A 19,602-nucleotide genomic window follows, 5' to 3' on the forward strand; every position below is an offset into this window, starting at 1 on the left:
CTTACTTGTCGCGCGCTTCGCGGGCGGATTCCTGGATCTTTTCGCCGGCTTTTTCGATCTTGCGGCCGGCTTCCTCGGTCGCTTCGTTCAGCTTCTCGCTGGTCTTCTTGGCCGCTTCGCTGAGCTGCTCGTTGGTGTCGCGCGCGGCCTGCGTCAATTCGGCGCCGGCTTTCTGCGTGACCTGGTCCAGCTTGCGGCCAGCTTGCTCGGCCGGGCCTGCGCCCGCTTCCGGCTGCTTCTGGCAGCCCGTCAGGCTGGCCACCACGATGGCGACCGCCAGTGCGGCGTAGAATAAGTTCCTTGGTTTCATAATTGTTCTCCTAACAAGCTCAGCATACACCTGGGCAAGTAAAACACGATTGACATCAATGTAACAAATCCTGACAATAGCACGAGCGTTCACTTTTTAGAGGAAGCCGTCATGGACCAGCAAGCCGACCAGCCAGCCCGCACCGCGCGCCGCATCTGCCCCTTCTGCGAGGCCAGCTGCGGCCTCGAAGTGGAACTCCAGCAAGACCAGGTGCTGCGCGTGCGCGGCGACGAGGCCGATGTGTTCAGCGCCGGCTTTCTGTGCCCGAAAGCAGTCGGCCTGAAGGACTTGCACGAGGACGGCGACCGCCTGCGCACTCCCCTCGTCAAGCGCAACGGCGTCTTCGAGCCGGCCAGCTGGCAGGAAGCCTATGCCGAAATCGAGCGCCGCCTGCCGCCCATCATCGCGCGCGACGGACCGCATGCCGTAGCCACTGTACTGGGCAACCCGGTGTCGCACAAAATGAGCTTAATGCTTTACTTCCCGAAACTGGCGAAAGCGTTGTCCACGCGCAACATGTATTCGGCGTCCAGCGTGGACCAGGTGCCGAAAATGCTGTCGGTGGGATTGATGTACGGCTCCTGGCTGTCGGTGCCAGTGCCCGATATCGAGCGCGCGCAGTTCCTGCTGATCCTGGGCGCCAATCCCATGGTGTCGAACGGCAGCCTGTGGACGGTGCCGGACTTCCGCGGCAAGGCCAAGGCGCTGCGCGCGCGCGGCGGCAAGATCGTGGTGGTGGACCCGCGCCGCACCGAGACGGCCGCCGTGGCCGACGAGCACCATTTCATCCGCCCCGGCGCCGACGTATTCTTCCTGCTCGGCCTGGTGCATGCGCTGTTCGACGAAAACCTCGTCCAGCCCGGCCGGCTCGCCGGGCATCTGGCCGGCATGGACGAACTGCAGGCCGCCGTGCGCCCCTACGCCCCCGAGACCGTGGCCGCGCGCTGCGGCATAGCCGCCGCCACCATGCGCGAGCTGGCGCGCACGCTGGCCTCCACCGCGCACGCGGCGGTGTACGGCCGCATCGGCACCTGCACCCAGCAGTACGGCACGCTGGCCTCGTGGCTGATCGACGTGGTCAACATCCTCACCGGCCACCTGGACGAGGAAGGCGGCATGATGTTCCCGAAGGCGGCCGCCTTCGCTGCCAACACGCGCGGCAAGCCCGGCACGGGACGCGGCATCACCAGCGGGCGCTACCGCAGCCGCGTGTCGGGCGCGCCCGAAGTGGCGGGCGAGCTGCCCATCACCTGCCTGGCCGAGGAAATCGACACGCCCGGCCCCGGCCAGGTGAAGGCGCTGATCGCCATCGCCGGCAACCCGGTGCTGTCGGCGCCCAACGGCCCGCGCCTGGCGGCCGCGCTGGAGCAGCTGGAATTCATGGTCAGCATGGACATCTACCTCAACGAAACGTCGCGCCATGCGGACGTGATCCTGCCCGGCGTGTCGCCGCTGGAGGACGCGCACTACGACGTGACCTTCACCCAGTTCTCGCACCGCAACCACGCGCGCTACAGCCCGCCGGTACTGGCGCGCAGCGGCGGCCAGCCGGACGAGTGGGAAACCCTGCTGCGCCTGGCAGCCATCGTGAAGGGCCTGGGTGCGGATGCGGACATCGACGCGCTGGACGACGCACTGCTGCGCGAGGAGCTGGAAAAATCCGTCGGCCCGCTGGCGGACGCGGTATTGGGCATGCTGGCCCCGCAGCGCGGCGTGCAGCGCCTGCTGGACTTGGGCTTGCGCAGCGGCCCCTATGGCGACCAGTTCGGCCGCGCGCCCGGCGGACTGACCCTGGCCAAGATCCAGGCCGCGCCCTCCGGCATCGACCTCGGCCCGATGACCCAGCGCATCCCCGAAGCGCTGCGCACGCCGTCCGGCCAGATCGAACTGGCGCCCCAACTGCTGCTGGACGACCTGGCACGCGTGGCGGCCGACCTGGCCTCGCCGGCGGCGGAGCTGGTCATCATCGGCCGCCGCCAGCTGCGCTCGAACAACAGCTGGATGCACAACCTGCCGGTGCTGGCCAAGGGCGCCTACCGCTGCACGGCGCTGGTGCACCCGGAAGACGCGCACCGCCTGCGGCTGGCCGACGGCGGCCAGGCCACGATACGCAACGGCGCGCGCCAGATCGAGGTGCAGGTGGAAGTGAGCGGCGACATGATGCCCGGCGTGGTCAGCCTGCCGCACGGCTGGGGCCACAACCTGCCCGGCACGCAGATGGGCGTGGCGGCCGAACGCCCCGGCGTGAACCTGAACGTGCTGCTGGACGAGAACCTGCGCGACCCGCTGTCCGGCAATGCCGTGCTGTCCGGCGTGCCGATCACGATGGCGCCTGTGTGACTTGCAAACACGGGCAGAAATCGTGAGATTTCAATAGTTTTGCGGGACATCGGCTTGCTAAACTGTTTAACATCTCCACCCCATCCCCGTGGCAGCCATGACCAATCTCGACAAGCGGAACGCCGCCCTGCAACTGCTGCGGCGCACCTCCATCAAGCCGGGCAACTACCAGCCGCCCGCGCTGCGCCTGCTGTGGCGCATGGGGGTGGACGCGCGGCCGCCGCATTTTTGCAGCTTCCTGTACAACGCGCTGTTCAGCGGCGCGCTGTTTGGCCTGGTCTGGGGCGGCTTCATGTGGCTGACGCTGTGGCAGGGCAGCCAGGGGCCGCTGCGCGCCGCCGGCATCGCCGCACTGGCCGGCGTGGCGTTCGGCCTGGGCATGGCCGGCTACTACGCCTACGGCAAGCGGGTGCACGCACTGCCCTCGTGGGACGAACTGGACGCGGGCGCGGCGGACAAATGCAGCGCCATGCCCTGCGCCTCCCTGCCGCGCTGATCCCGTTCCTGCCGATCCACACGGATCGGTTTTTTTCTCCCAAGTGTATTGATGTAGTGATACACTAATTCGCATGAACTTCGACATCGCCCCCACTTCCCCCATCCCGATCTACCGCCAGATCGTGGAGCAGGTGCGCCGGCTGGCGGCCAGCGGGCAGCTCATGCCGGGCGACGAGCTGCCATCGGTGCGCGCGGTGGCGCAGCACCACGCGATCAACCCCATGACCGTGAGCAAGGCCTACAGCCTGCTGGAAGCCGAGGGCCTGCTGGCGCGCCGGCGCGGCCTGGGCATGGTGATCGCCGACGCGCAGCCGGCTTCCACCCCGCAGGACAAGGCCGCCATGCTGCAGCCCGCGCTGCAGGCGGCCGCACAGATGGCGCGCCAGCTCGGCATCGCCCCGGCCGACGCGCTCAAGCTATTTGAACAGTGCATCAACACCTCCTCCGCAAAGGAACACCATGACTGACTCCGTCATCCGCGCCCGCGGCCTCACGCTGCACCGCAAACAGCGCGACGTGCTGCGCGACATTTCCCTGGACATTCCCGCCGGCGCCGTGGTTGGCCTGGTGGGACGCAACGGCGCCGGCAAGTCCACGCTGCTGCAATGCCTGGCCGGCCTGGTGGCGCCGGATGCGGGCAGCAGCACGCTGCTGGGCTGCCCGTCGCTGGACCTGAGCGACGCGGTGCGCGAACGCCTCGGCTACGTGGCGCAGACGCCCGACCTGTTCGGCTGGATGACGGTGCTGGAGCACCTGCGAACCATAGGCCGCGCCTACCCGCGCTGGAACGAGGAGCGCTGCCTGGCGCTGGCGCTGCGGCTGGACCTGCCGCTGTCCACCAGCGTGAGCAAGCTGTCCGGCGGCGACCAGCAAAAGCTGTCCGTCGTGCTGGCCCTGGCGCATGACCCGGACGTGCTGCTGTTCGACGAGCCGGTGGCCAGCCTGGACCCGCTCACGCGGCGCGAGTTCATGCGCGCCATCTTCAGCGGCGAGCCGGAACGCCAGCAGCAGCGCACCATCCTCATCTCCAGCCACATCCTGAGCGACCTCGAACGGGTGGTGTCGCACGTGGCCTTTATCCGCGACGGCCGCCTGCAAGCCTTCGACAGCTGGGACGCGATGCTGGAGCACTACCGCCTGGCGGCGCCGGGCAGCGAGCCGCCGGCCGGCGCGGTGGTCTGGCGCGGCCGCTCCAGCGGCCAGGTCCTGGTCGACAGCCGCCGCGCGCCGCACCTGGCCGACGCCGGCCGCGCCCTGACCCTGGATGAACTGTTCATGGAACTGAACACATGAAAACCGCCGCCCTGCCCGTAGTGCCGCCGATGACCACGTCGGTGGCCAAGATCATGCTGGCCTGCCTCGGCGTGTACTGGGTGTGCCTGCTGACGGTGTCGACCGGCCATGGCGGCGGCGCCGACACCGCCATCCAGCTCATGCTGGGCCTGGGCTGCGCCGTCCTGCTGGCCATCGCCCACTACCACGGGCTGGGCCTGTGCGACGCGGTGCGCGTACTCAACGTGCACCGCGCGCCCGCCACGCTATGGCACGCCTGGCTGCGGACCTGGCTGGCCACCATGACGCGCTATTGGGCCGCGATCAGCACAGGCGCGGCCGTGCAGCTGGCCATGCCCGCCTCCACCACTTTCTGGCTGGCCGGCCCCGCGCTGCTGTCCCTGCTGCTATGCGGCGCCGTGCTGCGCGCCATGGCGCAAGCGGGCATGGCGCCGCGCCTGCTGCGGCATGGCGTCAAACTGCTCGGAACCGGCTTGCTGCTGTATGTGCTGCTGGCGCACGGCCCCGGCCCGGCGCTGGCGTGGTTCGCCGCGCTCCCGGCTGCGCTGCTGCTGGCGCTCGCTCTTGCATGGCCGGCGCTGGCATGGGCCATATGGCGCCGCCACGGCGGCAAGCTGCCGGCTGGCGGCAGCTTGGCGGCCGCGCCCGCGCCGCCACGCCAGAACCCCATCTCCGCGTTCATGCGGCGCTACACGGTGCTGCAGTGGCAGCGCCAGGCTGCGGACGACAACACGCCGGCGGTGCTCGGCCCTCTGCAAAAACTGGCCATGCTGATGAACGGCGAAATCCTGTTCTACGTCGTGCTGCTGCAGTTGCTGACGGTACACTGGAACAGCGCCGCCAGCCCGCTGCGCGCCATCGGCCTGTTCTTCGTCTGCATGATGACCACCGGGAAGCTGGCCGTGCGCGACCTGCACTGGCGCGGCCTGCTGCTGCCGGGCGGTTTGCAGCGCAAGCGCATCGGCACGCACATCCTGCTGTCCACGCTGACGTTCCAGGCAGCGGCCATGCTGCTCGTCGCCGCCGTCTACCTGGCAGCGCGCATCGCCATGGGCACGGCGCCGGCGGAGGCATTCGCCAGCGTGCTGAAGGTCACCATCCTGCCGCTTGAACTGGTGTTCGCCACCAGCGCGGCGGTGCTGGTCCGGGCGCTGCCCCCGCTCGCGCTGACCGCGCTGGTCGCCGTCGCCATCGCCGCCGGCGCGGCAGTGCTGTATGGCCGGCCGGCGCTGCCCGGCTGGACCATCGGCCCCTGGTACGTGCTGTTCCTGGCCGCCGCCACGGCCGCCTGCATCTACCTCGCCAACCGCAGGTGGACCCCGGAAAAACTGCTGCGCAACATGCAGCCCTAAGGAGGAGGCCTGGCGCCTGTGGACGCCGCGCAGGCTGCTCGCTTATCTGAAGCTGAGATGAACTCAGCGCTGCGCCAGCGCGGGCGCGGCGGCTTGCGCCACCTGGAACATGGCGGTGCGGCGCGCCACTTCGCGGCCGTCCAGCAGCAGCACGCTTTGCACCGTGTACTGGCCCTGCTCCATGCCGCGCGGGATCTTGTACACGCCCACCGCGCGGTACTGGCCCGCGCCGTCGACACGCTCCACGCGCGCGATCTGCGGCTTGTCGGAGGCTTTCTCGCCGTTGGCCTTCAGCAGCGTCATGCTCTGCACCACTTCCGGCACGCGCTGCGACTGCCCGTAGAGTTTGATGTTGCCCACCACCTGCACCGGATCGCCGCCGGCGCGCGCCACGCTGGCGGACGAGAACACGTCATACTGTTTCAGCCGGATCTCGTTGCTGGGCACCGCCAGCCCTTCGCGCCGCGCTTCGTTGTTGACGGTCTGCGCGGTGGCGACCTTTTCGGAGTAAGTGGTCCAGCCGATGGCGGCGCCCATGGCCGCGCCGATGGCCGCGCCCTCTGCGCACTTCTTGCCGGCGATGGCGGCCAGCGCGCAGCCGGCCACGGCGCCGATGGCGGCGCCTGCCGCCGCGTTCTGCGCGGCGCTGCCTTCCGTGCCGGAGCTGCGGCCGCCGTCGTTGCGCTGGCCATAGCGGCCGCCGTTGTCGGGCGCGGCGCAGCCGGCCAGCAGCGTAGCGATCAGGGTGAGGCTGAGAGTTCGTTTCATGTACGCCTCCATCATGGTTGGCATCGGTCGTTAATCCAGTCCGCGCCGCTGGCCACACAGCGCAGCATGTCGCGGTTCAAGCGTTCTGCGCGCTGCTTCAGGCCCAGGCATTCGCGGTTGCCGACATCGATCATCGTGGCACAAATCTCCGCCTTGTCCATGGCGCCCTTGTAATTGCCTTGACTGAGCTCACGCTCGGCGTCGGCCAGGATCTTGCGCGCCTGCTGGGATGCTTGCGCGGTCTGCGGCGAGGTGGTGATGACCAGCGGTGGGGGCACGCCGCGCGGCGGGTCGTTGGCGATGGCGGGAGGCGCTTTCTGCTCCAGCACAGTGGCTTCCAGCAGGCGAGACAGCGATTCGCGCAGCGTGCGGATGCGCTCTTCCAGCTCGGGGCGCTTGTAGCGTTCGGCGGCCAGCAGTTTGGCTTCCAGGCAGGCGCGGTCGGCGCGCTGCAGGCAGGCGTCGGCTTCGTCAAGCAGCCGTTCGGCCTTCTTGCCGTCGATGCGTTTGTCCCAGTCGCGGGTATCGTCGTCCGCGCCCCATTTTCTGGCGAAGGCGGCCAGGCGGCTGTCGGCGTTGTCCAGCGCTCCGGCTTGCGGCGACCGTTCAACGGCGTTTTCCAGCACGGGCTTCAGCTCGGCCCAGGCCTTGGCGCGCTGGCGTTTCTTTTCGCAGCCCAGGACGGCGCCGGTGATGGCGTCGTTCACGCGGCGGATCTGGGCAGCGGGCGCCTTGTCTGCCCGCAGCGAAGCCAGTTCGGCGCGGGCGTCGTCCAGCTTGCATTCGACGGTCAGTTTCTCGGCCTGTTCGACGCGCGCGGCGATGCGTTCTTCCTTGTTGGCGGGCTTGGCCAGGTACCAGATCACGGCCAGGATCATGGCCACCAGCAGCCAGGTTCCCAGGCCGATCGGCTCGCGCAGCGGCGGCGTGGCTTGCGGCCGCGCGGCGCCGGGCGGCGGAGGTTTGCCGCCCATGCCCGCTGTGCCCACGGCGCCGCCAGCCGTGCTGGCCTGCGCGACTGCCGGGCGCCCGCCCTTGGCCGTGCCCGTAGCCGCGGCTGCGGCGGTGCCGGCTGCTGCAGCGTTCGGCGTGGCGGCGTCGGCGTCGGCGTCGGGCGACACGCCGCGCGCCCTGTTGAGCCGCGCCTGCAACGTGGCGATCTGCTCGGGCGTCATGGCCGGCGCATTGTCCTCAGGCGCCGAATCCAGCTCTATTTCAGGCGGCAGGTCCTGCGGCGCATACCGCTCCGGTTTGATGCCGCTGGCCGCAGCCTGCTTGCCCACGTTGGCCGGACGCCGTGGCGGCGGCGCGGTAGGCGCAACGGTGGGCGCAGCGTTGGGCGCGATCGTGGGCGCAGCGGATGACTGGCCCGCAGCAGCAGCCGTCCCGGGCCGTCGCGCCGTGGCGGCGGCTTGCCGCGTGCCGCAGAACGGGCAGAAGTTCACCTGGCGCGGGAAACTCCGGCCACAATCGCTATTGATGCAACGGTACGTCACTACGTCCTTCCTTATTCGGGATCGGGGATATCGTCATGCGGATCCGGGATGGCCGCGCCCAGCAGCGGCGCGATGTCCGGCATTTCGCTGGCCAGCTTCCACTGGTCCACGCGCGGCACCCACTTCATGTTCCACACCTTGGTATTGCCGTCCACCTCGCCCGCCATGATGCGCTGCGCCAGTTCCGGCAACCCATACGGCCCCTGCTGCGTCTTGTTGACGAACACCTTGTACAGCGCAGGCATGGCGGCGGCAGCCGCAACAGCCGGCGCAGCGATAGTCGGCACGGCGACAGCCGGTGCAGCAGCAGTGGCGCCCGCAGCGGCAGCGGCAGGCCCGGCGCTCAACACCCACGCTGCTGCGGCATCGCTGGCCAGCATCTCCGGTTTGAGCACGCGCTTGTCCACCGCATGCTGCACTTCCCAGCTGTACGCGTCCGTGGACGACCCGGCCACCGGATCGCTCCACACTGTCAGCACCTCCAGCGCGCGTTCCACCGGCGCGACCGGCCCATCCTGCAAGCCCGCACTCAAGGCCTGCGCGCGCTTCATCCACTCGTCGTGCAAGCGCTTGGCCGTGATATTGGGTAGCGACGGCGACGGCAGCTCCGCCCCCGTCTCATCCACTTCCAGCTTGGGCTGATACACGCGGTGCTGGTAGTAGCGCATCAGCGCCGCCAGCAGCACGAACTGGTGCGCTCCCATGCGCGCCAGGCGCTGCTGCACCGAGCCGATCACCTGATCGCGGTAATAGGCCGGCAAGCCATTGGAGCGGATGGCGAATTCATTCCCGATCTGCAGCCACTCGCCCGAGCCCTGCTCGACTTCAAACAGATACTGCCCGCGCGGCTGGAACAGCGCCTCGCGGTCCGCCAGGTCCGCCTTGCGCTTGATGACGCCCAACGCAATCGCCTGCAGGAACCACTCATAGTCGTCCGCCAGCCGGTTCAGTTCATCCATCGACGGCGCAATAGGATGGCGGAAGCGCGTGGAGTCGAAATGCAAATGCGTCGGGATCTTCGGATTCTCGATCTGGTACGACGTGCGCCACGTCGGCAAGCCGCGCAGCACCGTCATCGGCACGCCGGACAACTCGATGTAGCACACCGCCCGCCCGCCGATGCCGGTATTGACGATGCTCACCAGGTCGCCATGGAAGAAGCCGGTCGGCACCGCCGCCTTGATCTCCGCCTCCAGCTTGCGCCACGCGTTCGCGTCGCCCACGCCGATGAAGCACTTGAACTGGTCCGCATTCGGCGTGAACTCGGCCGAGAAGCGCGCGTTCACCCACGGCATGGCGCTGCGTATCCATTCGTTGAACGTGTGCTGCCGCTCCTGCGGCGACATCGCCATCAGCCGCTCCAGCAGCGGGTCCGGCGGCGCCTCGCCTTCCAGCAGATGCTCGGCGCTCAGCTGCGTCTGCGCGCGGCGGAACAGCTTGAGCAGCAGCGCCGAACGCAGCTTCTCGTCGCCCAGCTGCGGGAACAGGCGCGCCGAGCCGCCGAACTCCAGCAGCACTTCCTCGCTCCACACGCTGATGTCGCCAGTGAGCTTCACCGCTTCCGGCGCCGTGTCGCTGGCCAGCTTCATATAGGTGGCGTGTTCGTGCTGCGCATCCGCGCGCAGTTGCGCGATGCGCTGGTCCACCGCGCCCAGCATGGCTTCCACGCAGCGCCGGCCTTCCTGCAGCTCGCCGGCGATGCCGCTCCACACCGCCTGGCCCTGTTCGTCCACCGACTGCGTGTCGCCCAGCCAGGCCGACATGGAGCGCAGCAGCTCCACCGACTGCCCGGCCGCCACGGCCAGCATATGGAAGCGCAGGTAGTCGGCGATGTCGCGCTTGAGGTGCGCCATCACTTCGCGCGACTGCGCCTCGCTGCCGAACATCTTGGCGGCGGCCTGCGACAGGTTGTTCAGCGACTCCTCCACCTGGCGCGTGCGCAGCGCGTCGCGGATGTCGCGGTAGCGCTTGCCGTTGCGTTCCATGTGCACCAGGTCGCGCTGCGAAATGCGCGCCTTGATCTGCTCCAGCAGAGACAGCACGAATTCCAGGCCGCCCTGCTTGCGGTCGTCCAGCAGCGCATACAGCTGCTCGCGCGCACGGCCCTTCAGGCGCTGCAGCAGCTCGGCAGTGTGGCGCTTCAGGCGGTCCTCGCTGGTCTCGGCGGTGGCGCCGGCTTCGCGGATGGCGTCGCGCTCCAGGTGCGGCAGCAGCTCGGCCACTTTCTCGCGCCACTGTTTCAGCTCGTAGTCGCCCATGATGCGGTCGATCTCCAGCTGCACCTTGCTTTCCACCCGCTCCAGCAGCGAGCGCTCGTCCTTGTCCATCAGCAGCTGGTCGGTGAGCGCGTATTCCTGGAACGGCGTGACGTCCACCGTGCCCTTTTTGAAGTCCGGGAATTCATCGAACGGATGCTCGGACATCGCCATCTGCTCACGCATGAAGATGTCGCGCTCCTGGTCGCCGGCGCGGCGCGCCTTGGTGCCGTCGCTGCCCAGCAGGCCGAAGAAGGCTTTCACCATCAGGGCCGCCAGCTCGTAGGCGCGGATGTCTTCGCGCAGGCTTTGCTGGGTGTCCAGCACCGCCTGGCCGAAGGCCGAGTACACCTTGGAGTAGGACAGGCGCATGTCGCCGAAGCGCTGCTCCGGCACGCGCGGGTTGAACGGTCCCAGCTTGTGCTGCTGCTGGTTGACCGCCACCGAGCGCTTGCGGTTGGCGAAGTCCGCCGAAGCGAAGTCCTCGAACAGCGAGTCGGCCACCATCTGGTAGACGTCTTTCACGTCCTGCGTGGCCTTGTTGGCCAGGTTGGCGGTATCGACGAAATACACGTCGTCGAACGGCGCGCCGCGGCCGGTAAGGCTGTCCGGATCGGCCCAGCGCACTTGCGCGTTCATGTCGCGCATGGCCGTTTCCAGTTCCATCAGGGTGGCATAGGCGTTGGCCTCGGTGCGCTCCTTGTTGGCCTTGGCGTAACCGGACGGCATGAACATCACCAGGTCCACCTGGCTGTCGGCCACTTCCTGGCGCGCGATGGCCTTGGCGATCCAGCCCAGGTCCATGGCGGTGCCGGCGCCGGTGCCGCCGGCGTTGGAGCCAATGACGACGATGCGGAACTTGGACGTATCGACTTGCAGGCCAAGGCGCTGGTAGTTTTCCTTGCGCTCGTTGCCGGCGTTACTGCTCAGGAAATTCAGCGCGCCCTTGATGCGGCCGCGCAGCTTGGGGTATTTGTCGTACAGGTACAGCCGCGCCACGGCACGGATCTGACCCGCGCCCTTGGACGGATCGATGCCCAGCGAGCGCAGTTTCTTCGGCCGCAGCGGCATCCAGCTTTCGATCAGCGGGAAGCGCGCCAGGCTGTCGTCGGACTCGTGGTATTGCTGCAGGTCGATCGATTCGACCAGGCGTTCCTCGTCGCTCAGTTTCACCAGCTCGTACCACGGGTCGGTGCGCTGCGATTTGCCCTCGTCGATGACGGCGCCGCTGTCCAGGTCCACGTGCAGGAAGCGCGCCACCGGGAACTGGCCGATGGATTCCACGCGCGTGGGATGGCGGCGGTTCCACACGGCCGACAGGATGCGGCGGCGGATGCGCATCATCACTTCCATGCCGGTGCCGCCCGCGCCGATGAACAGCGTGGGGCGCAGGTCGACTTTGAGTTCGGCTTTTTTGCCGGTGCTATTGTTCGGGAATTCTGCCATGGTCGCTCCTTGTTTAACGGCGGCCGGTGATCAGCGCGCCAGCCAGCGAGGCGATGCCGAGAACGAGCAAGGTGCCGGTGATGGCCACGGTGAGGAATTTGCCGGCGTTCATAATGGCCAGCACCGCGGCCGCGCTCATGAAGGCCAGGCCGAAGAACATGAGCCAGCCCGCCGTGTCGGCCGAGGAAGGCGCCACGCGGCGGCGCACCAGGTGGTTGGAATAAGCGTTGCGGGCAAAGAAGAAGACGATCAGCAGCACCAGGAACACGGCGCCGCCGATGGCAAGGTCGCGCGTGGAGGTGTCGGTGGCCGGGGCGCCCTGCACCGGAGCCACTTCGATGGGCGCACCGGGTGCGCCTGCCGTGCCGGGTGCAGCGCTGCCGCCGGGCGGCACCGGCGACAGCGCGGGTTCGCTGGCCGGCTTGGCGTTCGGGTCGGCCTGGTTGCCGGGGATCTTAAAGCCTGGGTCGGTATTGTTTTGCATTCTGATTGATCCTCGATATGGGCTTAGCGGCCAAGACGGACTTGCGCGCCTTCGCGCAGGTCCGTCAGTGTGTTTCCAAACATGGTGGTATTCAGGACGGCGACCTTGTTGCCGGCCTTGTCGAACAGCGGCTGGCTGTTGCCGGCCTTGACGTGCAGCGTGCGCAGCTCCCCCTCCACGGTGACCTGCACCTTGCGCGGGCGCGTGGCGGCGATCACTGCGCCGGCGCCCGCCAGCAGCAGTGCAGCCACGCCGCCGAGCAGCGCCAGCAAAGGCGCGACGCCGAACTGCATGCGCACCTCCAGCGGCAGCACGGCGCGCGAGCCTTGCACCTGGCTGGGCGGCGTGAAGATGTCGGGCAGCGGGTCGCCGGGGAACAGCGCGGCCATGCGCTCGCGGAAGGCTTGCGACAGCTCCAGCTTTTGCTCGCTCAGCTGCACTTCGATGGCGCCGGGGAGCACGGCGGCCGAACCGGCAGCCTTCACCGCTTCCAGCGACCACTTGCCGGGCAGGTGCGCCACCGGCAGCTCCATCGTGGACGCGAGCGGCTGCGACTTGCCGGGAGCCAGTCCGCGCACAGCGTCGGCGCCCAGCGCGATGGGCTTCTCCGCGCCAGCCAGCACGGAGCGCGCGGCCAGGCGCGCACTGGTGATGGTGTAGGGGTAAATCGTGTTCTCCAGCCGCCACTGGATGCGCGCGGCAGGCATGCCCGCCGGCGCGGCTGCGGCGGTGCGGGCGGCGGGACCGGAACCGGCGGAAGCGGCGCCCGCGTCGATGTCGGCGCGCAGGGTGCCATTGGGCTGGGTGGAAAACGTCACGCCGGGCACGTTCTCGACCTTCACCGGGAACAGGCGCACGGTGTCCTGGTCCAGCGGCTTGAGGCGCGCGGGCGGCTCGGTGATCACTTTTTGCAAGCGTCCCGTGCGCAGCAGCGCGTCCAGCTCGCGTGCGCCTTCGTCGCCGATGGCGAACACGTAGATCATCATGCCGTTGGCGCTGTAGCGGCCCTGCACCGGCATGTGCAGCGGGAAGGCCAGCGCCTTCCTGATGGCGCCGCCGTGGTGGATCAGCTCATAGAATTCGCGGTTGCGCTGTGCGGTGGCCTGGTCGTTGTTCGGGCTGTTCTTGTTGTTGGTGAACAGCCAGATCAAGCCTGGCTTGCCGCCCAGCGCGCTGGAGATGGACGTGCTGACGGCTTCGCCGAGATCCGTGTCGGCCAGCGCGCTGCTGCCCGGCTTTTTGGCGGCCGCCAGCGGCGCCAGCGCGCCGGCGACGGCGGCGCGCTGCGGCTTGTCGTCCACCTTCGCAGCCAGCAGGGCCTTCGGCGACGGCGCGCCCGGCAGGCTCTGGTTGAAGGCCGCCAGCACCAGCGCATCGCCGGGCTGGATGGCGGCCAGCACCACCTCCGTCACCAGCGCCTTGTACTGCGAGGCCGGGTCCGTATAGAACGGCTCCATCCATCCCGAGTTCTGCACCAGGAAGACGTGCGACACCGGCGCGGCCAGCGCCACGGCCGGCATCGCCAGCGCACCGGCCAGCGCCAGCGCTGCCGCATGCAGCGGCAAGCGCGCGCGCCGGCGAACGGGGGCGCGGCCGGGCGCACGGCGCGCCGCTCTGGCTCGCGCACTAGCCGCAGGGACGGGCAGCGGCGTCAACGACGGCAGCGGCAACGGCAGCGGCCCCATCATGGCAGCGCCTTCAAGTGCCAGCCGCGAATCTCGTTCCAGCTCGGGTGGTGCAGCCACAGGCAATTGTCATACACGAAGGGCTGGCACTGGGCCGGATGCGACAGGCGCACCGCTTCGTCCAGTATCACGTTGCGCTGCCCCACCCACTCGATCAGCGTGCGCTGGATCACGGCGCCGCCCAGCGCATCCTCCGCCTTGGCCGGCGGGCGCTCCATGCGCAGCACCAGGCCGGTCGGCTGGCTGCGCGTGCTGCTCACGTTCTCCAGCAGCGGCAGCACCAGCGCCGAATCGCGCGTCTGGTCCTCCACGTTCTCCACGTCCCACGGCTCGTTCTTCACCTGGTGGCCGCGCCGGAACAGCAGCGTGCCGAAGCCCAGGCGCGCGCCATCCGGCAGCACATGCTCCTGCGCCTGCGCCACGCCCAGCTCGCGGAAAGAATAACCCTGGCCGTGGTGATGGCCGATCTGCCACAAGCGCCCGTCGCGGCTGCGCGCCGGCGCCCCCAGTTGCAGGCGCGGCGCCCAGTCCGCAGGCCACGGCAGCCATAGCGGCGCGCTGCCCGGCCGCCACACCAGATGGCCCAGCGCATGCAGCCACATCAGCTTGCCGTCATAGCTCAATGGACGCGACCAGCCATCGGCTGGAATGACGCCGTCGGCGGCGCGCGGCGGGTTATCAACCCGCCCTACGGGTACGTCAACCGCATCCGGGTCCGGGATGGCGTCAGCCTCCGTAGGGCGGGTTAGCGCAGCGTAACCCGCCGGCTCCGCCGCAATCTCCAGCGTCTCCCCATCCGCCCCGTTGGCATCCGCCGTCCACAAGCGCACCCCATCAGCCGCCACGATCAGGCATGCCATGAGCCGCCCCACCATGCCCGGCGCACTCGCCAGCCTGGCCGACAGCACCACCTCGGTATGAAAACTCTCGCTGACCGGATTGATCACCAGCCGCACCAGCCCCTGCGCCGACGGCACCAGCGCCACCTCGCCGCGCCTGGCCTGCCCGCCCGCACCGCCATGCACCGGCAGCCACGCATACGCCGACGCGCTGAACGTCAAATCCGCCAAATGGTCCTCGCACGTCATCACATGCCAGCGCGCGGCGGCCGGGTCCCAGTACTGCAGCACATTGCGCGTGTAGGCCAGCGCCAGCAAGCGCTGCGCGGCAAAGCCGAAATCGGCCGCCGCAAACATGCACACCGCGTTCGGCGGCGCAGGAATTTTCAGCTCCGCCTGCCCCACTTCCGGCTCAGGCGGACGCGTTTCCAGGCTGGCCGCCAGCGGCAGCGCCGTCAGCGGCAAGCCGTGCGGCGCATAGCGCGGCAGCGGCGCCTCGTGCACCGGCAGCGGCGCGCTGCTCGGCCCCCACCACGCGGGCAAGCGCGGCGCCGGCGGCGCGCACACCTGCAGCGCCGCGCCGCATTCCGGACAAAACGCAAAACCTTCAGGATAAATGGCCGCATGCGCGCAGCCCGCAGGCAGCGACGCGCCCAATAGCTGCGCCACGTCCGGCAAGCGGCTGCGCGCCTGCGCCTGCCACTCGATGCGGCTCAAGCCCTGGCTGGACGCCAGCTGAAATTGTCCACTTTCATCGTCCTCCAGCCAGACGCTGTCGGAAGTCTCCCACCTGTATGCCATGTATATGCTCGAAATAATCCGCTTGCGGAACCTGAGCTCCGCCTGCGCGAGCCCAAGTTGTTCTTTGCATCATAACGCAGCGCCTTGCGGTTCGGGCAAGACGCCTGAAAAAAATACGCCCCATTTTAGTGGGGCGTATTGCGCTGTATCGCGGATTTTAGCCGAACTTTCCGGCGGGGCTATTTGTAGATGCCGACACCTATCAGCACATCGCCGAATTTCTCGACATAGGTCGATTTATCTTCCATGTTCTTGCTGATGGAATTCGGCCACTTGTACGACACCCAGCCCTTGCCGGCCGGGCTGCCCGCCACTTTCAGGAATTCCTTGATCGGAAACACGCCGCCGGCGTTCAGCTCCATCAGGTTCTTGTTGACCATCTTGGCGTTCTGGCCGTGCGCCAGCGCCACGCCCTGCTGGTCGCCGGTCATGCCGAACATGAACACATACAGGTCGCCCTTGATGAATTCGCCCTTGGGGTCGTTGAAGGCGGCAATCGCCTTGTCGCGGCCGTTTTTCTCCATGAAGGCGCCGGCCTTCTTCACCATGGCCACCGCCTCGTCGGCCGTGCCGCGATGGTTGGCGTCCTGCGCGCGTGCCGCGCCGCCCAAGGACAGCGCCAGTACGGCGGCAAACAAAACCTGGAATGCATGTTTGATCATGAAACGTCTCCTGTGGGTGTTTTGCGCGGACAGATCATTGCTGCCCGTCACCTCCAACATAGCACATGCCCTACAGCAACACTACGACTTCCGCAAGCGGGTTGCGCAAAGCCGACGCCAGAGTCTGATTTACATCAAATGGCGCCGCGCGCAGCGGCATAAGCTGGACTCCGGGGTCTTCCCGCGCCGCTTCCGAAAGGACTGCCATGCCAGCTCACATCATCATCCGCGACGGCTCGCCCTACTGGTGGGCCAGCACCGATATCTGGGTCGTGCCTGGAGCAGACCCGAACGGCGCGCCCGGCACGCCGGTCGCCGGCCAGCCGGCCTATCTCTGGGCGCACGCCGCCAACACCGGCAGCGGCCTGGCCAACGGCACCCGCATCGATTTCTACTGGGCCGACCCGAGCGCGCAGGTGATCGTCGGCACGGCCAACCCGATCGGCTCGGCCTTTGTCGACCTGGACCTGAATCCGGCCGGGCAGGACGTGCTGTGCCTGGTGCCCTGGGTGCCGGTCGTCGTCAACGGCGGGCACGAGTGCCTGCTGGCCGTGGCGCACGGGCCGGGCGACAGCAATCCCATCCCCGATCCGCTGCCGAACGGCTATGTGTTCGATCCGCCCGCGCACGACCAGATCGCGCAGCGCAACATCAGCGTGCTGATGGCCAGCATGCTGGCCGCGGCCATGGTGATCAGCGTGCGTGCGCTGCCGAGGCAGGACAAGCTGGCCTTCGTCAGCGTCGAATACGGCGGCGAGCTGGACCAGCGGCAACTGACGCTGCTGGGACTGGACAAGATGGACTTGCGGCCGGCGCAGCGCGGCGCCGTACAGGTGGAACTGAGCCTGGAGCCGATCTGCGGCGGCAAGCACGGCCACGGCCACGGCGTCGGGGAAGAGAGCGCCGGGCAGCCGGCGGAGCAGGAGCAGCAGCAGGAGCAGGTGCTCTCGGTCAGCGTGGCCAAGACCTATGCCGCCGGCTCCGAAGTGGGCGGCGACGAGACGCTGGACCAGGAGCCCGGCGCGGTGGAGGACGACATGGGCGCGGCCGGCAGCGCCGGGCCGGACGGCGCCGTCGACAGCGGCGCGCTGGAAGGCGCGGACTACGGCAAGCGCGGGCTGCGCGTGGAAGTCAAGCGCGGCACGGCGGCGGCCGTCTACGCCGCCTTCAGCGCGGAGCGCCTGCATCCCGGCCAATACCAGCTGGTGCACCTGGTCGAACACAGCCAGGGCAAGGTGCTGGGCGGTGTCAGCTACGTCGTGGTCCAGCCGCCGCGGCGGCACGCAGAACAAGCACAACAAGGAGAACAAGCATGAGCGCGACCCCACTCCAGGTGCTCACGCGCCCGTTCGCCATCGAGCCCGTGACCAACATCATGCTGCCGGACGGCATCTTCGACAACGCCATCTACGGCCTGCGCATAGCCGCCCACATCACCAATCTGTCCTCCAGCGCGCTCACCAACGTCACCGTGTGGCTGGAAAGCGTGGGCGATCCCGGCATCGTGCCGGTGGCGCGCACCTTTTATTTCGCCAGCATACCGGCCGGCGCCGCCATGCAAGTGATGTGGGACGCCGACTTCCAGCACGCCAGCCCCGGCAAGCCGCTGGTGAGCATCCTGGCGCGCGCCGACGGCTTCGAATCGCGCCGCTCCATCCAGCAGATCTTCGTCTCCGAAACCCGCTTCGACGCGGTGAGCAACACCTATACCTGCACCGTGCAGGAAGGGACGCTGACCGTGTCCGGCCTGAAGGGCCACCTGCCCGGCAAGCGCTGGGGACACACCGGGCCGGAAGGCAAGGAATGCATCTGCCCGCCCGGCGGCGGCCCCGTGGTGCCCACCGGGCTGACCATGGTGTGGGCGCCGAACCCGCCCTTCGCCGGCGTGCACGGCGAGCTGCCCTTTGCCGACCCGTGGTGGAAAATCCTGGCCATCATCATCGCCATCATCGCCGCGCTGGTGGCCATCATCGCGGCGGCGCTGGGCGCGGGCAAGGCCAGCTTCAATGTCGGCGGCAGCATAGAAGAAACCGACCCCAGTGTCACCTGCTGCTCGCTGGACGGCGCCGCCTCGGGCGAGCCGGAATACACGGTGGCCGGGGTGGCCTCGGCCATCGCCTCGGTGGCCATCGCCGTGGCCTGCTCGGACGCGGCCGACCCGTTCTGGCGCGGCCAGGAAGCCACGCCGCCGGCCGCCGGCGAGCTCACCGTGGGCGAGCGCGTGGTGGCCGAGTGGACCATGCTGGAGGCGCCCAACGCCGGCGTGCCCTACGCCACCGACGTCAGCTGGACCTACCAGCGCATCACCACCGGCGCCACCTACAGCTACAGCGTGACGGAAACGCAGACCAACATCCACACCGCCGGCGCGGTGGACGTGGAAGCGCCGCCGCAAGTGCAAGCCTTCAGTCCCCTGTGGGTGCGCGCCAGGTTCCACCGCGAGGACGGCAGCCTGTTCCACGGCACGGATTTGTACTCCTTTGCCATCTTCCAGGCGCCGCAGGGATTGAACTTCGTCATCCCGCTCACCGACGACGGCCTGGGCTTCGACCCGGGCGCCAACGACGGCGGCTACGCGGGCAGCCTGAACCTGGAGTTGGCCTACCGGCTGCTGCTCAAGTACGGGCAGACGGTGTACGGCATGTGGCGCATCTTCCTGTTCGCGCAGGACGTGAACCTGACCAAGCCCGGCACGCCGCCGGAGATCGCCGCGCAGCACATCGGCGGCTTCTTCGTGGCCAGCGCCATCGAGATCACGTTTGACGATACGCTGCCCTGCCCGCTCAAGGCGCAGGCCAGCATCATGGTGGTGTAGAAAGGATTACTCGGCGACGATCTTCTTGGGCGGCGGCGGCGGCGCGAAGGCCACGGTTTCGCCGCCCGGCGCGCTGTCCATCGCGTCCGAGTACTCCAGCCAGCGCTGCAGCACCTCCATGCGGCGGATCACGATGCCCTTGCTGCTGATATACCCCACCTGCTCGAAGTTCTCCGGCTTGCTGACCATCTTGCTGGTGGTCGGCAGGTTGTCGAGCAGGCGCTCATAGCATTTGCGCGCCTTCTGCTCCCACTTCGCCAGCGCCGGCTCGGAGAAGCGGTTGCTCTCGTAATACACGGTCAGCGTGCGGTCGTGGTTGCCGAAGCCGACAATGGCCGCGCCCTTGCGCACCGTTTGCAGCACTTCCTCCTTGATGGCCGTGGTCGGCACGAACAGCGCCGCCCGTCCGTCGCCGTCGTCAGGCCGTTCCAGCGGCAAATCCATTCCCTTCACTGAGCTCATCGCTGCCTCCTGGCCTATAGTGTGACGCCGGATCTGTAAAGTTGCCGTCCGGCTATATTCCATCGATTTTACGCCCCTCCCCAGCGCTGTACAAGG

At 68.3% G+C, this 19,602-nt stretch carries 16 protein-coding genes; 7 read left to right on the forward strand and 9 right to left on the reverse strand.

Features of this window, described 5'->3' with window-relative positions:
- Position 1: 1 nt before the first annotated feature.
- Complete coding sequence (locus tag ACFJI2_RS21050; protein ID WP_107873027.1) at positions 2-310, reverse strand: apolipophorin; 309 nt, start codon at positions 308-310, stop codon at positions 2-4.
- 111 nt (positions 311-421) lie between these two features.
- On the opposite strand from ACFJI2_RS21050, the gene ACFJI2_RS21055 reads away from it, so the two are divergent.
- From ACFJI2_RS21055 to ACFJI2_RS21075, 5 genes are all read left to right on the forward strand, one after another.
- Positions 422-2,650: a molybdopterin-dependent oxidoreductase gene (locus ACFJI2_RS21055; RefSeq protein ID WP_377701730.1), complete on the forward strand. Its 2,229-nt coding sequence runs from the start codon at positions 422-424 to the stop codon at positions 2,648-2,650.
- A gap of 97 nt (positions 2,651-2,747) precedes the next feature.
- Entirely contained in the window at positions 2,748-3,146 is a 399-nt protein-coding gene (locus tag ACFJI2_RS21060) for a DUF6404 family protein (RefSeq protein ID WP_377701731.1), read from the forward strand.
- A 73-nt stretch (positions 3,147-3,219) separates the two neighbouring features.
- On the forward strand, positions 3,220-3,615 hold the full coding sequence (locus ACFJI2_RS21065; protein ID WP_377701732.1) for a GntR family transcriptional regulator: 396 nt from the start codon (positions 3,220-3,222) through the stop codon (positions 3,613-3,615).
- A complete protein-coding gene (locus ACFJI2_RS21070; protein WP_377701733.1) occupies positions 3,608-4,441 on the forward strand; it encodes an ABC transporter ATP-binding protein in 834 nt (277 codons plus the stop codon). The genes ACFJI2_RS21065 and ACFJI2_RS21070 overlap by 8 nt, the downstream gene beginning before the upstream one ends.
- A complete protein-coding gene (locus ACFJI2_RS21075; protein ID WP_377701734.1) occupies positions 4,438-5,793 on the forward strand; it encodes a hypothetical protein in 1,356 nt (451 codons plus the stop codon). The genes ACFJI2_RS21070 and ACFJI2_RS21075 overlap by 4 nt, the downstream gene beginning before the upstream one ends.
- A gap of 63 nt (positions 5,794-5,856) precedes the next feature.
- Here the strand turns inward: ACFJI2_RS21075 and ACFJI2_RS21080 are convergent, their stop codons facing one another.
- The 7 genes from ACFJI2_RS21080 to ACFJI2_RS21110 form a co-directional block, all read right to left on the reverse strand.
- A complete protein-coding gene (locus tag ACFJI2_RS21080) occupies positions 5,857-6,561 on the reverse strand; it encodes a hypothetical protein (RefSeq protein WP_377701735.1) in 705 nt (234 codons plus the stop codon).
- Between the two features lie 11 nt (positions 6,562-6,572).
- Positions 6,573-8,057, reverse strand: coding sequence for a hypothetical protein (locus tag ACFJI2_RS21085; RefSeq protein ID WP_377701737.1), 1,485 nt, complete (start codon positions 8,055-8,057; stop codon positions 6,573-6,575).
- Positions 8,058-8,068: 11 nt separating this feature from the next.
- On the reverse strand, positions 8,069-11,758 hold the full coding sequence (locus ACFJI2_RS21090; RefSeq protein ID WP_377701738.1) for a tubulin-like doman-containing protein: 3,690 nt from the start codon (positions 11,756-11,758) through the stop codon (positions 8,069-8,071).
- A 13-nt stretch (positions 11,759-11,771) separates the two neighbouring features.
- Complete coding sequence (locus ACFJI2_RS21095; protein ID WP_377701739.1) at positions 11,772-12,242, reverse strand: hypothetical protein; 471 nt, start codon at positions 12,240-12,242, stop codon at positions 11,772-11,774.
- 23 nt (positions 12,243-12,265) lie between these two features.
- Positions 12,266-13,930 carry a hypothetical protein gene (locus tag ACFJI2_RS21100; protein WP_377701741.1) on the reverse strand — a complete coding sequence of 555 codons (1,665 nt, stop codon included), beginning with the start codon at positions 13,928-13,930 and terminating at the stop codon, positions 12,266-12,268.
- Entirely contained in the window at positions 13,927-15,567 is a 1,641-nt protein-coding gene (locus ACFJI2_RS21105) for a hypothetical protein (protein WP_377701742.1), read from the reverse strand. Before ACFJI2_RS21105 ends, ACFJI2_RS21100 begins: the two co-directional genes overlap by 4 nt.
- Before the next feature lie 179 nt (positions 15,568-15,746).
- Positions 15,747-16,229, reverse strand: a complete 483-nt coding sequence (locus tag ACFJI2_RS21110; protein ID WP_377701743.1) for a cache domain-containing protein — start codon at positions 16,227-16,229, stop codon at positions 15,747-15,749.
- A gap of 206 nt (positions 16,230-16,435) precedes the next feature.
- Between ACFJI2_RS21110 and ACFJI2_RS21115 the strand changes: the two genes are divergently transcribed.
- Positions 16,436-17,545: a hypothetical protein gene (locus ACFJI2_RS21115; protein WP_377701744.1), complete on the forward strand. Its 1,110-nt coding sequence runs from the start codon at positions 16,436-16,438 to the stop codon at positions 17,543-17,545.
- Positions 17,542-19,044: a hypothetical protein gene (locus tag ACFJI2_RS21120; RefSeq protein ID WP_377701745.1), complete on the forward strand. Its 1,503-nt coding sequence runs from the start codon at positions 17,542-17,544 to the stop codon at positions 19,042-19,044. Before ACFJI2_RS21115 ends, ACFJI2_RS21120 begins: the two co-directional genes overlap by 4 nt.
- Positions 19,045-19,050: 6 nt before the next feature.
- Here the strand turns inward: ACFJI2_RS21120 and ACFJI2_RS21125 are convergent, their stop codons facing one another.
- Positions 19,051-19,506, reverse strand: coding sequence for a hypothetical protein (locus ACFJI2_RS21125; protein ID WP_107873051.1), 456 nt, complete (start codon positions 19,504-19,506; stop codon positions 19,051-19,053).
- Positions 19,507-19,602 lie beyond the last annotated feature (96 nt).

Origin of the sequence: Pseudoduganella sp. UC29_71 (assembly GCF_042693265.1) — a bacterium.
Classification (GTDB): domain Bacteria; phylum Pseudomonadota; class Gammaproteobacteria; order Burkholderiales; family Burkholderiaceae_D; genus Rugamonas.

Bases quoted from the DNA above. Each gene is read 5' to 3' on its own strand.
- ACFJI2_RS21050 (WP_107873027.1), bottom strand. From the start codon at position 310: ATGAAACCAAGGAACTTATTCTACGCCGCACTGGCGGTCGCCATCGTG.
- ACFJI2_RS21055 (WP_377701730.1), top strand. From the start codon at position 422: ATGGACCAGCAAGCCGACCAGCCAGCCCGCACCGCGCGCCGCATCTGC.
- ACFJI2_RS21060 (WP_377701731.1), top strand. From the start codon at position 2,748: ATGACCAATCTCGACAAGCGGAACGCCGCCCTGCAACTGCTGCGGCGC.
- ACFJI2_RS21065 (WP_377701732.1), top strand. From the start codon at position 3,220: ATGAACTTCGACATCGCCCCCACTTCCCCCATCCCGATCTACCGCCAG.
- ACFJI2_RS21070 (WP_377701733.1), top strand. From the start codon at position 3,608: ATGACTGACTCCGTCATCCGCGCCCGCGGCCTCACGCTGCACCGCAAA.
- ACFJI2_RS21075 (WP_377701734.1), top strand. From the start codon at position 4,438: ATGAAAACCGCCGCCCTGCCCGTAGTGCCGCCGATGACCACGTCGGTG.
- ACFJI2_RS21080 (WP_377701735.1), bottom strand. From the start codon at position 6,561: ATGAAACGAACTCTCAGCCTCACCCTGATCGCTACGCTGCTGGCCGGC.
- ACFJI2_RS21090 (WP_377701738.1), bottom strand. From the start codon at position 11,758: ATGGCAGAATTCCCGAACAATAGCACCGGCAAAAAAGCCGAACTCAAA.
- ACFJI2_RS21095 (WP_377701739.1), bottom strand. From the start codon at position 12,242: ATGCAAAACAATACCGACCCAGGCTTTAAGATCCCCGGCAACCAGGCC.
- ACFJI2_RS21100 (WP_377701741.1), bottom strand. From the start codon at position 13,930: ATGATGGGGCCGCTGCCGTTGCCGCTGCCGTCGTTGACGCCGCTGCCC.
- ACFJI2_RS21105 (WP_377701742.1), bottom strand. From the start codon at position 15,567: ATGGCATACAGGTGGGAGACTTCCGACAGCGTCTGGCTGGAGGACGAT.
- ACFJI2_RS21110 (WP_377701743.1), bottom strand. From the start codon at position 16,229: ATGATCAAACATGCATTCCAGGTTTTGTTTGCCGCCGTACTGGCGCTG.
- ACFJI2_RS21115 (WP_377701744.1), top strand. From the start codon at position 16,436: ATGCCAGCTCACATCATCATCCGCGACGGCTCGCCCTACTGGTGGGCC.
- ACFJI2_RS21120 (WP_377701745.1), top strand. From the start codon at position 17,542: ATGAGCGCGACCCCACTCCAGGTGCTCACGCGCCCGTTCGCCATCGAG.
- ACFJI2_RS21125 (WP_107873051.1), bottom strand. From the start codon at position 19,506: ATGAGCTCAGTGAAGGGAATGGATTTGCCGCTGGAACGGCCTGACGAC.